We start from the raw sequence: 15,027 nt of genomic DNA, 5'->3' as shown, positions 1-15,027 counted from the left end.
GGCTTTTCACACAGAGCCTAGTCAAATGACCGCAGCCGGCGGGGCAGTACTGGCCGGCGGTGAAGGTTATACTGCGCCATCCCTGCCCTTCCAGAGCTATGACCGATGGTTTTCGACGAACACAGCTTCAAGTCCCTGATCCGCCCCGTACCGGATTTCCCCAAGCCCGGCGTGGTGTTTCGCGACATTACCCCGTTGTTTCAATCACCCAAGGCCCTGCGCCTGGTGATCGACAGTTTCGTGCACCGCTACATCGACGCTCAGTTCAGCCACATCGGCGCGATGGATGCGCGCGGTTTTCTGATCGGCTCCATCGTCGCCCATGAGCTGAACAAGCCGCTGATCCTGTTCCGCAAGCAAGGCAAGCTGCCGGCGGACGTGCTGTGCGAGGGTTATCAGACCGAATACGGCGAAGCGTTTCTGGAAGTGCACGCCGACAGCCTGTGCGAAGGGGACTCGCTAGTGCTGTTCGATGACCTGATCGCTACCGGCGGCACACTGATCGCGGCGGCCAATCTGGTTCGGCGGATGGGCGCGGAGGTGTTCGAGGCGGCGGCCATCATCGACCTGCCCGAACTGCAAGGCTCGCAGCGTCTTCAGGATGCTGGGGTCGGCACCTTCTGCCTGACCCGCTTCGCCCTCGACGAGCGCTAGGCGCTCTGCGCAGCCACGCTGCGACGTCCCACCACACGTAATTCGATGCAGTCCCCTGCGGGATGTTGCGGTCCAACGCCACAGCATCCACTCAAAACGGGAGACAACATGACTCATTCTGCATTGGTGGTAGGCGCCAGCGGCATCGTTGGCAGCGCGACTTCGCGGCTGCTGCTCGATCAGGGTTGGCAGGTCGCCGGCTTGGCGCGCAAGCCAGCCGTGGCCGAGGGTGTCACCCCGGTCCAGGCTGACCTGATGGACCCGGCGTCGCTGGCCACGGCGCTGGCCGAGCTCAAGCCCACCCACGTCTTTTTGACCACCTGGGCCCGCCAGGACACCGAAGCGGAGAACATCCGCGTCAACGCCGCCATGGTGCGCAATGTGCTCGACGCCTTGCGCGCGGCGGGTAGCGTCAAGCATGTGGCCCTGGTCACCGGTCTCAAGCACTACCTGGGCCCGTTCGAAAACTACGGCAAGGGCAGCCTGCCGCAGACCCCGTTTCGTGAGGAGCAGGGTCGCCTAGACGTCGAGAACTTCTATTACGCCCAGGAAGATGAAGTGTTCGCCGCCGCCGAGCGCGATGGTTTCACCTGGAGTGTGCATCGCCCCCACACCATTACCGGTGTGGCTGTAGGCAACGCCATGAACATGGCGACCACCTTGGCGGTGTATGCCTCCATCTGCAAAGCCACCGGCCGCCCGTTCGTGTTCCCCGGCTCGCGCGTGCAGTGGGACAGCCTGACCGACGTGACCGACGCCCGTCTGCTGGCCAAGCAGTTGCTCTGGGCCAGTACGACTCCTGCGGCGGCCAATCAGGCTTTCAACGTGACCAACGGTGACGTGTTCCGCTGGAGTTGGATGTGGCAGCAGATCGCCGACTGGTTCGGTGTCGAGGCAGCGCCCTATCCGCAGCAGCTCACGCCTCTGGCAGAGCAAATGACCGACGACGCCGACGTATGGCAACAGTTGGCCCAGAAACATGGCCTGCGCGAAGCGGATATCGATCGGCTGGTTTCACCTTGGCACACCGATGCCGATCTGGGCCGTCCGATCGAGGTGGTCACTGATGTGTCCAAGAGCCGTCGACTGGGCTTCACGGAGTTTCAGGCCAGCGATCAGGCATTCTTCGACGTGTTCGAGAAGCTGCGCAGCGAACGCCTGATTCCTTGAACGCTGTAGCAGCGGCGCGAGCCGCGTCGTGTAGCAGCGGCGCGAGCCGCGTCGGCGACAGCTGGGGCATGCGCAGATAGTGCAGCATGAAAAAGCCCCCCGCAGCCTGGCTGCGGGGGGCTTTTTTTGCGCCTGATCCGTACAGCGATCAGAGCATAGTGCCTTACGCCTTGCCCGAGCCCAGATCGGCCCCGGTGACTGGGTCCGCATCCGGATCGGACTCGGTACGCAGCTTCATGGCTTCCAGTACATCCGCATCGTCTGCAGACAAGGTTACCGAAGCGCTGCCATCACCGCCGTCGACCGCAGGCTCGGGTGATTCGACGAACTCCCACTCTTCACCCTGATTCCACGGCCCACGTACATTCGGCTCACCCGACATATTGAAATACTTGTTGGTGAATTCCGGCATGCCCGGCAACTTGCCCTGGGGGAAGTTGGGCTGAATGGAGTGCAAGGCTTTTTCGAATGACAATTGATGCGCTATTTCACGCGTCATCAAAAAGCCCAGCGCTTCTTTCACGCCTGGATCATCGGTCACATTCATCAACCGCTCGTAGACAATCTTCGCCCGCGACTCGGCGGCGATATTGGAGCGCATATCGGCAGTGGGTTCACCAATGGTATCGATATAGGCGGCCGTCCACGGCACACCGGCCGAGTTGACCAAGGGCGCACCGGCACCATAAAGCAGGCTGGTGATATGAGAGTCATTGCCAGCACCGTTAATGGCACGGTACAACTCGCCCTCTTCCTGCACGCCTTCGGCCAGTTGGCCTTTGGCGCCCTTGTTGAGCATGACGATGATCGAACCGACGATTTCCAGGTGGCTCAGCTCTTCGGTGGCGATGGACATCAACAGATCCTTGCGGCCCGGATCATCCTCGGCCAGGGCCTGGGTGAAATAGCGTGCCGCAGCAGCCAGTTCGCCCTGTGCGCCACCGAATTGTTCCAGCAACAGGTTAGCCAGTCCGGGATTGGGTGCGGCAACGCGCACGGTGTATTGCAAACGCTTGTTGTGCAAGAACATTGTCAAATCCTCAGGCTATCTAATTATGCGAGCAAGTCATGGAGCGGCACACGGAAACTCTCGACAAACGAGAGACACTGAAACAACGCCGTCCTAAGTAGGAAGATAGTTCGTCGAGTTAATGCCATTTATATTAGGCAGCCGGACGAAAGGTTATTTATAAAAGAATGACTGCTGGCACATTAGCATCGGTTTATGGTTTCAATAATTGCGCAATGATCGTTATTCAGCCAGGCACACACGTATTTAACGAACTCTTTAAATCAGGCATTCATCCACCGGCGTGAACTATCGAGAAGTATCGAACGTCATCCGCTTGAGTGTCGCGGTAAACCTGTGCTCGGCAAGCTGTGCTTTGTGCCCTGTGCTCATTCCAATGATGGGAGAAAAGCAATGGATACGACGCAACGACCTGCCAGCGACGAGGCTGACGCCAACACGTCCCCAGGCAGCACGCCACAAGAGCACCTGCAGGTTCTGGCCGACGAAGCTGGCGCTGCATTGAGCGACGCCAAGCAGCAGGGCGCCGAACAGTACGAACACCTGCGCGACCTGGCCACCGATCAAATCGATTCCTTGGTGGACAGCGCGCAATCGGCTGCTTCTGCGCTGGAGGGCAAGGACACCCTGGGTTTGTCGCAATACCTAGGTCAACTGGCATCAGGGCTTGGCACCTTCGCCGACCAGGTTCGCGACAAGAGCGCCGAAGAACTTCTGCACAAGGGCGCGCAGTTGGCACGGGACAATCCGGCCGTGTTCCTGGCTGGCAGCGTGGCGATAGGCTTTGCGCTGTCGCGGTTCCTGCGCGCCAGCGCCAGCGCGCCGTCCAGGCCAGGTTCGAGCTTGCCTGCGCCTTCCGACCTACCGCAATACCAGACCTCCGTGCCGCCATTGTCGGCCGATCCTGCCGCGGCCAGCGTCCCGGAACCGGCCACCCAGGCCGCCGTCAGTCCGCCGCTGAGCGGGACCACGCTGTACTCGACGCCCACGCCGCCACGGGAGGCTCTGTGATGAACAACGATCCGTTCGACACACCCCAGGAACGTATGGACTCGGTCCGCCAGGACGATGCCTCCATCGGCGGCCTGCTGCGCCAGTTGACGCGCGAGGTGCCGGAGCTGTTCACCAAGGAGCTGGCACTGGCCAAGGCCGAAATGCAGCAGAGCCTGACCACGCTCAAGGCGGGCATTGCCGCCGTGGCGGGCGGTGCGATCGTGCTACTGGCCGGTTTCATCATCCTGCTGATGGCGGCCGTGTATGGCCTGGGTACCGTGATGCAGCTGTGGCTCGCCGCGCTGATCGTAGGCGGTATCACCGTGATCGTCGGTTTCATCATGCTGCAGTCGGGCAAGAAGCAGTTCGAAACGTCGCACTTCACACCGGACCGGACCCTGCACGCCATGCAGCAGGACAAGGAAGCACTGAAGAGGAAAGTCTCATGAGCAGCTCATTGAATAGCGATCTGGACAAAAGCCCGGAAGATCTGGAACGCGAGATCGACGCCAAGCGTGCCAGCATCAGCAATCTGGTCGATTCCCTGGAAAGCCGGTTCACGCCGGGCCAGTTGTTCGATCAGGCCCTGTCGTACACCAAGGGCAACGGCGGTGAGTTCTTCCAGAACCTGGGCACGACCTTGAAGAACAATCCGGTGCCTACGGTGCTCACCGGGGTCGGTCTGGCTTGGCTGGCGATGAACCAGAACAAGCCGTTCCAGCCCGGTTCGGCGTCGAGTGGATCGGGGTTGGGCGGCATGGTCAGTCAGGTGGCGGATCAGGTCAGTCAGGCGTTCTCGGGTGCTGGTGATCGCCTGCATGGCGCGGCCGATACGGCGCGTGACCACGGACAGAGCCTGCGCTCCAAGGCGGGTGATCTGTCCGACCGGGCCACTGATTCTCTGGACGCTACGGCAAGCCAACTCACCGACAAGGCTCATGACGTCGGTCAACGCGTGCAGGAGCAGGCCAGCGAGGTGAAAGGTCAGTTCGAGCAACTGCTCAAAGAGCAACCGTTGGTGCTTGCGGCCATCGGCATTGCTCTGGGAGCGGCGTTGGGCGCGGCATTGCCATCGACGCGCAAGGAAGATGAGTTGATGGGACAGACGCGAGATGATTTGGCCGATACGCTCAAGTCCAAGGGCCAGGAAGCCTATGCGGTGGCCAAGGACACGGTGAAGCAGGCGACCGACAAGGCACCCGAACCGTCCGCCGCACCGTCCCCGGTCACGCCCGCCATGGCGAGCGAGGGTACGGACCTGTCCTCAGGGCTGGGCATGAAGCCCTGAACCCGGCAGAACACCAGGCAAACCCTGACGCGGCACCTGTAGCAGCGGCGCGAGCCGCGTCGGCGGTACATGCGGTATGACTGTAGGACCGCGTCGTGACCGGACGCGGCTTGCGCCGCTGCTACAGGGGCTAGGATTTGCCGAAGAGCTTCTTGCCAAGGGTGACGACGGCCAGGACCACGGCGCCGGTAAGAATACCGGTCAACGCGTCCACCAAGGTGCTGGCCACCGTGCCCATCACGCCGCCACCGGCCAACGCCACCGCTGCTTCGCTGATGTGATGCACGAATGGCAGGCCGTGGGCGATGATGCCGCCACCCACCAGAAACATGGCGATGGTGCCCAGAATCGATAACACCTTCATCAACACCGGTGCCAGCCACAGCAGACCATTGCCCAACGCCTGGCTGGCCGATCCGGTTTTCTGCTTGAGGTAAAGCCCCACATCGTCCAGCTTGACGATGCCGGCCACCAGCCCATAGACACCTGCGGTGATCAGCACCGCCGTGATCACCAGTACGCCGACCTGGTCCAGGAAGGGCCGCGTGGACACCACCCCCAAGGCCAGCACGATGATTTCCGCCGAAAGGATGAAATCGGTGCGCACCGCGCCTTTGATCTTGTCCTTCTCGAACGCGACCATATCGACCTTGGCATCGGCCATGGCAGCCTTGCGCTGCTCAAGGTCAGCAGCCGAGTCCTTGTGCAGGAACTTGTGCACCACCTTTTCGAAACCTTCGAAACACAGATACGCACCGCCGATCATCAACAGCGGCGTGATCAGCCACGGCGCGAACGCGCTGATCAACAGCGCCGCCGGCACCAGGATCGCCTTGTTCAGCAAGGAGCCCTTCGCCACTGCCCAGACCACCGGCAGTTCGCGATCCGCCTTGACCCCGGTGACCTGTTGGGCGTTGAGCGCCAGATCGTCGCCAAGCACCCCAGCGGTTTTCTTCGCGGCCAGGGAAACGTCGTCGAGCAGGGTCGCGATATCGTCGAGAAGCGTAAGCAAATTGCCTGCGGCCACGGGGAGCATCCTTATGGGTGAGTTAGGTGGCTGACGCATGGGACCCCGGCTTAGTTCCCCGGCGGGCCGTTGTTGAGCGCTCGGCAAGGCCGGTGCTACCATCGCAGACCCTCCGGCGCGGCCGGATGCCACTGCGCAGAAACAAGGATCTTTGCCCACCATGAGCAGTATTCGCGAGCGCAACAAGGCCCTCATCCTGCGTGCGGCGAGCGAAGAATTCGCCGACAAGGGTTTCGCCGCCGCCAAGACCCAGGACATCGCCAGCAAAGCCGGCGTGCCCAAGCCCAACGTCTACTACTACTTCAAGTCCAAGGAAAACCTCTACCGCGAGGTGCTGGAAAGCATCATCACGCCAATCCTGCAGGCCTCCACGCCGTTCGACACGGCCGGCGAGCCGCAAGCGGTGCTGCGCGCCTATATCCGCTCCAAGATCCACATCTCCCGCGCCCTGCCCTTCGCCTCGAAAGTGTTCGCCAGCGAAATCATGCACGGCGCGCCGCACCTGAGCGCCGATCAGGTCGAGCAGCTCAACGCCCAGGCATTGCACAACATACAGTGTCTGCAGACCTGGATTGATCGTGGGCAGATTGCTCCGGTGGACCCTCATCATCTGATGTTCAGCATCTGGGCCGCGACGCAGACCTACGCCGATTTCGACTGGCAGATCGCTTCGATCACCGGCAAGGCCAAGCTCGACGACAGCGATTACGAAGCAGCCATCGACACCATCACGCGGCTGGTGCTCAAGGGCTGCGCGCCGGAATAGCGCCACCTCGCCAGACCCGCTGACGAGGTCGGCGCACAGCCTTGCACCGACGCGGCAAAGCTCCTACGCTGTGCGCCTTCTTGGGAACCCCTTTGCCATGACCACTCTGCGTGATCGCCTGTACGTCGTCGTCTTCCAGAGCGACACCCCTGCCGGACGTCGCTTCGACAAGACCTTGTTGCTGATCATCCTCGCCAGCCTGCTGGTGGTGATCATCGACAGCGTCGAGACGGTGCACAGCCAATACGCCGACCTGTTCGCCTGGATCGAATGGGGCTTCACGTTCATCTTCGCCGTGGAGTACCTGCTGCGCCTGTACTGCTCGCCCAAGCCCCTGCGCTATGCGTTCAGCTTCTACGGCCTGATCGACCTGCTGGCGATCGTCCCCGGCATCCTGGCCATCTACTACAGCGACGCCCAGTACCTGATGATCGTGCGCGTGGTGCGCATGCTGCGGATCTTCCGCGTGCTCAAGCTCAGCCCTTACCTGAAGCAGGCCAACTACCTGCTGGCGGCTCTGCGTGGCAGCAAGCAGAAGATCATCGTGTTTCTGGTGAGCGTCACCACTCTGGTCACGGTGTTCGGCACCTTGATGTACGTGGTCGAGGGCCCGCAGAACGGTTTCGCCAACATCCCCACGGGCATCTACTGGGCCATCGTCACGCTGACCACGGTAGGTTACGGCGATATCGTGCCGACCACGCCGATCGGTCAGGTGCTCTCGGCGATGGTCATGATCACCGGTTATTCGATCATCGCCGTGCCCACCGGCATCTTCACCGCCGAACTGGCCAACGCCATGCGCAGCGAAGGCCTGCAGCACGAGTGCGGGGTGTGCCACAAAAGCAGCCACGAACAGACAGCCTCGTTCTGCTCCCAGTGTGGCAATGCGCTGTTCAAGAAAGCGGTATAAGCACCGCCCTTTTTGATCTAATCGCCCCCATAACGCCTGGCCACGGGGCGCAGGCATAATGCCGCCTATTTCCAAGAACGCTCGAAGAGGGAACTGCAGTGAAAAAATTGATCGGTGCCTCGCTGTTGGCAGCAGGCTTGAGCCTGACCGGCCTGGCCCAGGCCGCGCCCAGCCTGCTCAACGTCTCGTACGATGTGATGCGCGACTTCTACAAGGACTACAACAGTGCGTTCCAGAAGCACTGGCAAGCCGAACACAACGAAGCCATCACCGTGCAGATGTCCTTCGGTGGTTCGAGCAAGCAGGCGCGTTCGGTGATCGACGGCCTGCCGGCAGACGTCATCACCATGAACATGGCCACCGACATCAATGCCCTGGCCGACAACGGCAAGCTGGTGCCCGACGACTGGGTTACGCGCCTGCCGAACAACAGCGCACCGTTCACCTCGGCGACCGTGTTCATCGTGCGCAAGGGCAACCCAAAAGCGCTGAAGGACTGGCCTGACCTGCTCAAGGATGGCGTGCAGGTTATTGTCCCCAACCCCAAGACCTCCGGCAACGGCCGCTACACCTACCTGTCGGCCTGGGGCTATGTGCTCAAGAATGGTGGCGATGAAAACAAGGCCCGCGACTTCGTCGGCAAGCTGTTCAAGCAGGCACCGGTCCTGGACACCGGTGGACGCGGCGCGACCACCACGTTCATGACCAACCAGATCGGCGATGTGCTGATCACCTTCGAAAACGAAGCCGAAATGATCGCCCGCGAGTTCGGCCGCGATCAGTTCGAGGTCGTCTACCCCAGCGTTTCAGCCGAGGCCGAGCCCCCCGTCAGTGTGGTCGACAAGGTCGTCGACAAAAAGGGCACGCGTGCCGCGGCCGACGAATACCTGAAGTACCTGTGGTCGCCGGAAGGCCAGGAAATCGCGGCCAACAACTACCTGCGCCCACGTGATCCTGCAGTGCTGGCCAAGTACACTGATCGCTTCCCGAAAGTCGAATTCCTCTCAGTGGAGAAAACCTTCGGCGACTGGCGCAGCGTGCAGAAGACCCACTTCAATGACGGTGGCGTGTTCGACCAGATCTACACCGGCCAGTAAACGATCGCTCAATCGCTGGACAGCGTTGCAGGCTTGGGGTAAAACCTCGCCTGTAACGCCCTGCCTTTCGCTTCTCCCCCCTTCTCTTTCCTACGTCCAACGTTCGGCGGTAGCCTGCCCGATGGTTTTTCATCGCGCGCGCTCCAGCGTTGGCGCGAGTTCGATCATCATGACCACATCATCGGATGCCGCACTGAAATACCGCCCGGAAATCGACGGCCTGCGCTCGCTAGCCGTGCTGCCGGTGATCCTGTTCCATGCCGGCTTCAGCCTGTTTTCCGGCGGATTCGTGGGGGTCGACGTGTTCTTCGTGATCTCCGGTTATCTGATCACCTCGATCATCCTGGCGGAAATGACCAAAGGTGATTTCTCCCTGCTGCGCTTCTACGAGCGTCGGGCCCGACGGATTCTGCCGGCGCTGTTCGTGATGTTGCTGGTCTGTCTGCCCATGGCGTGGATGTGGCTGGACCCGCCGGACCTCAAGGCGTTCAGCAAGAGCCTGGCGGCGGTGCCGCTGTTCTCGTCGAACCTGCTGTTCTGGCGTGAAAGCGGCTATTTCGACGCTGCCGCCGAGATGAAACCTCTGCTGCATACCTGGACATTGGCGGTTGAGGAGCAGTACTACCTGCTCTTCCCATTGCTGCTGATGGCTGGGTGGCGCCTGGGTCGGCGCACCGTGGTGGCGATACTGGCCGTGCTCGCCTTGGCCAGTCTGGCCTTGGCCGAGCATGGCGCCCGCCAGGAATCCGTGGCCGCGTTCTACCTGCTGCACGCACGCGCGTGGGAGCTGCTGGTGGGCTCTTTCATCGCCTTCTACCTCGCTAGGCGACCACGCTCGACCGCTTGGTCCTGGCACGCGCAGGCTGGCAGTCTGCTAGGCGTGGCCATGATCGGCTATGGCGTGCTTGCCTTTGATCACGCCACGGCGTTTCCCGGTTTCAATGCCTTGCTGCCCACCGTTGGGGCAGGATTGGTGATCCTCTTCGCTCATCCGGGTAACTCCGTCGGAAGGGTATTGGCGAGCGGCCCATTGGTAGGCATCGGACTGATCAGCTACAGCGCCTATCTATGGCATCAACCGCTGTTCGCTTTCGCCCGCAACAACAGCCTGGTGGCGCCCACTCCAACGACCATGCTGGGCTTGAGCGGGCTGTCGCTGGTATTGGCATGGCTGAGCTGGCGCTTTGTCGAACGCGCCTTTCGCGACCGACGCCACGTGCCTGCTGCGCGCCTGTGGCGTTACAGTGCCAGCGCTTCGTTACTGTTCGTGGCGTTAGGCATCACCGGCTTCGTGAACAATGGCTTCAGCCAGCGTTTCGACGTCGATCCCAGCATCATGACCGCTTTCGAAGACCCACATATCCGCGATGCCTGCGACACGAACTATGACGGCAAGGGCTGGGGCATGGACTTCTGCCTGTTCGGTGCCGATCGCCAGCGGCAGGCTGCGGATGTGGCGGTGTTCGGCGACAGCCATGCCGAAGCCCTGTTGCCGGCGTTCGATACCGCAGGCAAGCGGTACGACCGGCGCATCGCTCACATTGGCATGGGTGGCTGCCCGCCGTTGCTGGGCGTCGACGTGGCGGTGGGCAACTATGCGCCAGGGGCGTGCCCGGCGTTGGCCCAGCGCGAGTACGACTATGTGAAGGCCCATGGCATCAGGAAGGTGGTGCTGGTTTCACGCTGGACGCTGTACACCGATGGCGATTACGACCAGAACCGCATGAGCGGCTATTTCCTGGTGGATCAAGCCAGCCAGGCGCGCACCCGCGAGGCCTCGCGCGCGGTATTCGAAAAAGCTCTGGAACGGACCATCGATGCCTACCGAGCGTTGGGCGCACAGGTCTACGTGGTGGCTCAGGCGCCGCAACAGCAGACCAGTCCGAAGCAGCTCTACTATCGTCTGGCACGCGACAAGGGGGGCGATGCCGAACACACGCAACGGCTGCTCGACCGGCTGTCCGTACCCTACGCGAAACACCTGCAGTTTCAGCACTACACACGCGCATTGTTCGCCGCCGACAGCGCGCGCGAACGCATTCGCCTGGTCAGCCTCGATGAAGCGCTGTGCAGCCCACAAACGTGCCTGATCGGTGACAGAGGGTCGTGGTACAAGGACCACGACCACTTGAGTGCCCGCGGGGTCGAGCGGGTGGCGAGCCTGGTGGGTCAGATCATGCAGAACTGACTCGCGCCTGCCGTGCTTCAGGGATGTTTGCGTCCCAAGCCAGCCGGCACGCCGGTGGTATCGGTGGCTTCCCATGGGCCTTTGGGACTGGTGGCCCAGCTCCAGCCGTCGTTCCAGCGGTAGTAGGTGCGCTGGCGATAGTAGGTGTCGGGCTGGTCTTCGAGTACGTACACACCCAGACTCGGGTCCCAGTGGCTGGCACCGCCCGGAGGCGGGGCGAAGCTGGCCGAGGTCCGCGGCATCGGCTTAGGCGCGGGTGGCGTGGGCGTCGCAGGTGGGGCTGGAGTGGGCGCGGTGCTCGGTCCTGCCGGTGGCAGGGTCTGCACCGGTGGCTGCGGCGCAGGTTCGGACGGGCGCTGCACGGCGCAGGCACTCATGCCCAGGGCCAGGCCGATGACGGCCATTCGAGCTAAACGGTTCATGGCATCTCTCTACAGGTCAGGGCTGTCGATCATCAATTGCTGCACGGCGGCGCTGTCGCTGGCGATCGGCGCACCTCGCGCCAGCCATTCGCCCTGCGTGGGCTGGCCGGCCCTGGATATCCGGGCGATGAGTTGGACTTCGGGAAAGTTCGACAGTTTCAGCTGCGGCATCATCGCATCGCTGTCCGCCAGCTCGACCTGAGCCGGAAGGTCAGCCACCGTCAGGCGCTTGACCGCCAGTGGCATGGGCGGCCCGGACACCGCGCGAGCAAAGACGAACACGCTGTCGCCGGGCTGCACCTTGGCCGCCACACCGGGTGCCAAGGCCACCTGCACTTTCAATACGGCGCGTACCGGAGCGGGCTCGGCGACAGGCAACTTGCCAGCGGCGGCCAGTTGGCCGCGGGCACGTTCGATTCCGCCCAGCAATGCCGTGCGCGCAGGGTCTTTGTCCGGGAGGGTGGCCAGTAGGCGCTCCCAGTAAGCGATGGCCTTGTCGAAATCGCGCCCTTCGAACGCGACGATGCCGAGCAAGCCCAAACTGGTGGCTTCCTTCGGATCACCCAGCAGGGCTTCGTCAGTGAGTGCCTGGATCTGCTCGGACCACTGTTTGCCTGCAGCGAAATACAGCGCCTGCGCCCACTGCCCCAGTACCTCTGGCTGACGACCGCTGAGTTTTGCGGCGCGCTCGAACAATTCGGCTGCCTGCGCCGGCCGGTTCTGCGCCATGTAGGTCCGACCCAGGATGTACACCCCCTCCACAGCCTCCGGCTGCATCTGCACCGCCTGTTCCAGGCGCGCCGTCATCTGCGCCATGGACGTGGGCGGTACGGCGAACTCGCGGCTCAACTCGACCTGGTCGCTGGCGCCATAGTGCAGGTACAACACGAGCCCCACCACCGGCACCAGAACCGCAGCCGCCAGCGGTATCGAGCGGCCCAGACGGGTGTCAGCGACCACCTCCCCGCCCTCGGTATCGGCCAGCAACTCGCGGGCGGCTTCGGCCTGGCCGCTTTCCAATTGCGCGGCTGTCAAGACGCCTGCAGCCTGTTGCGTATTCAGTTCGGCCAGGCGCTCTTGATACAGCGCCACGTTGAGGGCGGTGCGGTCCTGCTCGGGCTGGGTGCGACGGGCACGCAGCAACGGTACCAGCAAAAAACCCAGGGCGAGCAGCAGCAACAGGCCGGCAGCGAGCCAGAAATCGATCATGGGCGGTCATCATCCAACGGTTTTTGGGCGAGCAACGCGGCCAAACGGGCGCGTTCGGCAGGGTCGAGATCACGCGGGCTGGTAGCGGGTTGCCTGCGCCGACGTCGCAAGGTCACCGCGATTACGCCCATGCCGACCACCAGCAAAACCGCCGGGCCGAACCAGAGCAGCCCGGTACGCGCGGTCAGCGCTGGCTTGTAACGGACGAACTCACCGTAGCGATCGACCATGAACTCGATGATTTGCCCGTCATCCTTGCCCTCGGTCAACAGCCGATGGATCTCACGGCGCAGGTCACCGGCGATAGGTGCATTGGAATCGGCGATGTCCTGGTTCTGGCACTTGGGGCAACGCAGTTGCTGGGTCAATTGGTGAAAGCGCTCGCGCATCTGGTCATTGGCGAACTGATAGGTATCGATGGCAGCCCGTGCCACGCCGGACAGGCTCAACAGCAGTATCGACAGCAGCAGCCAGCGCTTCATGGCCGGGCCTCGTCGAGCAGCGCCTGGTACAACGGCGCCAGTTGCTCGCGCCAAACGGTCTGGTCGATGACCCCGACCCACTTGTGGCGAATCACGCCCCTGGCGTCGATAAGGAACGTCTCCGGTGCGCCGTACACGCCCAGGTTCAAGCCCAGGCTGCCGTCCTTGTCGTTGATGTCCAGCGTGTAGGGGTTGTGATAATCGGCCAGCCACCGCCGTGCTGCCACGTTGTCATCCTTGTAGTTGATGCCGTAGATCAGCACGCCCTGCTCGGCCAGCGTGTTCAGCACGGGGTGTTCGACGCGGCAGGCCACGCACCAGGTTCCCCAGACATTGACCAGGGCCGGCTTGCCCAGCAGATCGACTCGAGTCAGCGTTCGTTGGCCCTGGGTGTCAGGCAGGCTGAACTCGGGAAACGGCTTGCCGATCAGGGCCGACGGCAACTGCGCGGGGTCAAGATAGAGCCCGCGGTAAAGCAGCACGGCCAGCACCAGGAATGCGCCCAGCGGCACCGCCAACAGCCAACGTTTCATGCTACGGCCCCTTTGCCCAATACGTCACGCACACGCGCCTTGACCTTGATGCGATAGCGCCGGTCCAGTGCGGCGAGGAAGCCACCCAGACCGGTCATCAGCCCACCCAGCCAGATCCAGCGCACGAACGGCTTGACGTGGATCCGCACCGCCCACGCGCCGTTTTCCAGGGGTTCACCCAGCGCGACATAGAGGTCGCGGGTGAAGCCGGCATCGATGCCAGCCTCGGTCATCACCGATTGCTGCACGCTGTACAAGCGTTTTTCCGGATGCAGCAGGCTCACTTGCACGCCATTGCGCAGGACTTGAACACTGCCCCGCTGGGCGCTGAAATTCGGCCCCCGATGAGGCTCGGCGCCCTGGAAGATGAACTGATAGCCACCAAGATCGACCGCATCGCCCGGCGCCATGCGCAGATCACGCTGGGCACTGTTGTGGCTCGACAACACCACGCCCAGGGCACAAACGGCAATGCCCAGGTGAGCCAGCTGCATGCCCCAGTAGCTGCGCGGCAAGCCGGCAATGCCGCGGGGCAGGCCCTTGTGACGGGTCTTGTCGTGCAAGTCGCGCACCCCGGCCAGCACCACCCAGGCCGCCAGCGCGAACGTGCTCAGCACCGGCCAGGCGAAATCCCCCAGGCACCAGGCGGCCAGCGGCGCCAGCACGGCGCTGCCGAGCAGTACCGGCACTAGCATGCTACGCAGCCAGGCGGTCGGCGTGTGTTTCCAGCGCACCAGCACGCCAACGGCCATGGCCAGCATCAGCAACGCCATCAGGGGCACGAACAGCGCATTGAAATAGGGTGGACCGACCGACAGCTTGGCGCCGGTCAGGGCATCCAGCGCCAGCGGGTACAGGGTGCCCAGCAGAATCATCGAAGCAGCCACCACCAGGATCAGGTTGTTACCCAGCAGCAGGGTCTCCCGCGACCACAGGCCGAAGCCCACGTGGCTCTTGACCACCGGCGCGCGCAGCGCGAACAGCGTCAATGAACCGCCCACCACGAACAGCAGGAAGATCAGAATGAACACGCCACGGGTCGGATCCGAGGCGAACGCATGCACCGAGGTCAGCACGCCGGAGCGCACCAGGAATGTGCCCAGCAGGCTCAGGGAAAACGCAGCAATGGCCAACAGCACCGTCCAGCTCTTGAACACGCCGCGCTTCTCGGTGACCGCCAGGGAGTGGATCAGCGCAGTGCCGACCAGCCAAGGCATGAACGAGGCATTTTCCACCGGGTCCCAGAACCACCAGC

16 protein-coding genes are annotated in these 15,027 nt (G+C 62.7%); 9 read left to right on the top strand and 7 right to left on the bottom strand.

From position 1 onward, the window contains the following. Positions 1 to 105 precede the first annotated feature (105 nt). Both B2V21_RS20300 and B2V21_RS20295 read left to right on the top strand, forming a co-directional pair. On the top strand, positions 106 to 654 hold the full coding sequence (locus B2V21_RS20300) for an adenine phosphoribosyltransferase (RefSeq protein WP_134723146.1): 549 nt from the start codon (positions 106 to 108) through the stop codon (positions 652 to 654). 108 nt (positions 655 to 762) lie between these two features. Beyond that, positions 763 to 1,824, top strand: coding sequence for an SDR family oxidoreductase (locus B2V21_RS20295; protein WP_286917854.1), 1,062 nt, complete (start codon positions 763 to 765; stop codon positions 1,822 to 1,824). A 163-nt stretch (positions 1,825 to 1,987) separates the two neighbouring features. On the opposite strand, the gene B2V21_RS20290 is transcribed toward B2V21_RS20295, so the two are convergent. Then, the gene (locus tag B2V21_RS20290; RefSeq protein ID WP_049858752.1) at positions 1,988 to 2,854 is read right to left on the bottom strand and encodes a manganese catalase family protein; all 867 of its coding nucleotides are present in this window, start codon (positions 2,852 to 2,854) and stop codon (positions 1,988 to 1,990) included. 393 nt (positions 2,855 to 3,247) lie between these two features. Between B2V21_RS20290 and B2V21_RS20285 the strand changes: the two genes are divergently transcribed. Genes B2V21_RS20285 through B2V21_RS20275 form a run of 3 tightly spaced genes read left to right on the top strand, consistent with a single transcriptional unit; the run spans position 3,248 to position 5,135 of the window. Next, entirely contained in the window at positions 3,248 to 3,865 is a 618-nt protein-coding gene (locus B2V21_RS20285; RefSeq protein WP_286917853.1) for a hypothetical protein, read from the top strand. A gap of 35 nt (positions 3,866 to 3,900) precedes the next feature. Further along, positions 3,901 to 4,296, top strand: coding sequence for a phage holin family protein (locus B2V21_RS20280; protein WP_286917855.1), 396 nt, complete (start codon positions 3,901 to 3,903; stop codon positions 4,294 to 4,296). After that, a complete protein-coding gene (locus tag B2V21_RS20275) occupies positions 4,293 to 5,135 on the top strand; it encodes a DUF3618 domain-containing protein (RefSeq protein WP_286917852.1) in 843 nt (280 codons plus the stop codon). Before B2V21_RS20280 ends, B2V21_RS20275 begins: the two co-directional genes overlap by 4 nt. 130 nt (positions 5,136 to 5,265) lie before the next feature. On the opposite strand, the gene B2V21_RS20270 is transcribed toward B2V21_RS20275, so the two are convergent. Next, positions 5,266 to 6,162 (bottom strand): DUF808 domain-containing protein, encoded by an 897-nt coding sequence (locus B2V21_RS20270; RefSeq protein WP_167375946.1) that lies wholly within the window; start codon positions 6,160 to 6,162, stop codon positions 5,266 to 5,268. 160 nt (positions 6,163 to 6,322) lie between these two features. On the opposite strand from B2V21_RS20270, the gene B2V21_RS20265 reads away from it, so the two are divergent. From B2V21_RS20265 to B2V21_RS20250, 4 genes are all read left to right on the top strand, one after another. Next, complete coding sequence (locus B2V21_RS20265) at positions 6,323 to 6,928, top strand: TetR/AcrR family transcriptional regulator (RefSeq protein ID WP_049858757.1); 606 nt, start codon at positions 6,323 to 6,325, stop codon at positions 6,926 to 6,928. A 97-nt stretch (positions 6,929 to 7,025) separates the two neighbouring features. After that, positions 7,026 to 7,841: an ion transporter gene (locus tag B2V21_RS20260; RefSeq protein WP_049858758.1), complete on the top strand. Its 816-nt coding sequence runs from the start codon at positions 7,026 to 7,028 to the stop codon at positions 7,839 to 7,841. Between the two features lie 98 nt (positions 7,842 to 7,939). Then, entirely contained in the window at positions 7,940 to 8,938 is a 999-nt protein-coding gene (locus tag B2V21_RS20255; protein ID WP_049858759.1) for a sulfate ABC transporter substrate-binding protein, read from the top strand. A 169-nt stretch (positions 8,939 to 9,107) separates the two neighbouring features. Further along, positions 9,108 to 11,126, top strand: a complete 2,019-nt coding sequence (locus B2V21_RS20250) for an acyltransferase family protein (protein ID WP_286917851.1) — start codon at positions 9,108 to 9,110, stop codon at positions 11,124 to 11,126. 17 nt (positions 11,127 to 11,143) lie between these two features. Here the strand turns inward: B2V21_RS20250 and B2V21_RS20245 are convergent, their stop codons facing one another. The 5 genes from B2V21_RS20245 to B2V21_RS20225 form a co-directional block, all read right to left on the bottom strand. Next, positions 11,144 to 11,548 (bottom strand): hypothetical protein, encoded by a 405-nt coding sequence (locus B2V21_RS20245; RefSeq protein ID WP_286917850.1) that lies wholly within the window; start codon positions 11,546 to 11,548, stop codon positions 11,144 to 11,146. A 9-nt stretch (positions 11,549 to 11,557) separates the two neighbouring features. After that, positions 11,558 to 12,757, bottom strand: coding sequence for a c-type cytochrome biogenesis protein CcmI (ccmI, locus tag B2V21_RS20240; RefSeq protein ID WP_286917849.1), 1,200 nt, complete (start codon positions 12,755 to 12,757; stop codon positions 11,558 to 11,560). Further along, entirely contained in the window at positions 12,754 to 13,239 is a 486-nt protein-coding gene (locus tag B2V21_RS20235; protein WP_286917848.1) for a cytochrome c-type biogenesis protein, read from the bottom strand. The genes ccmI and B2V21_RS20235 overlap by 4 nt, the downstream gene beginning before the upstream one ends. Beyond that, the gene (locus B2V21_RS20230; protein WP_049858763.1) at positions 13,236 to 13,772 is read right to left on the bottom strand and encodes a DsbE family thiol:disulfide interchange protein; all 537 of its coding nucleotides are present in this window, start codon (positions 13,770 to 13,772) and stop codon (positions 13,236 to 13,238) included. Before B2V21_RS20230 ends, B2V21_RS20235 begins: the two co-directional genes overlap by 4 nt. Next, the coding region (locus B2V21_RS20225) for a heme lyase CcmF/NrfE family subunit (RefSeq protein WP_286917847.1) at positions 13,769 to 15,027 on the bottom strand (1,259 nt) is incomplete at its 5' end. The genes B2V21_RS20230 and B2V21_RS20225, both read right to left, overlap by 4 nt.

The sequence above is a fragment of the Pseudomonas sp. UBA6276 genome, assembly GCF_002438365.1.
GTDB lineage: Bacteria > Pseudomonadota > Gammaproteobacteria > Pseudomonadales > Pseudomonadaceae > Aquipseudomonas > Aquipseudomonas coleopterorum.
The sequence above is the reverse complement of the archived record's forward strand: the minus strand, read 5'-3'. Positions and strand labels throughout refer to the sequence as shown.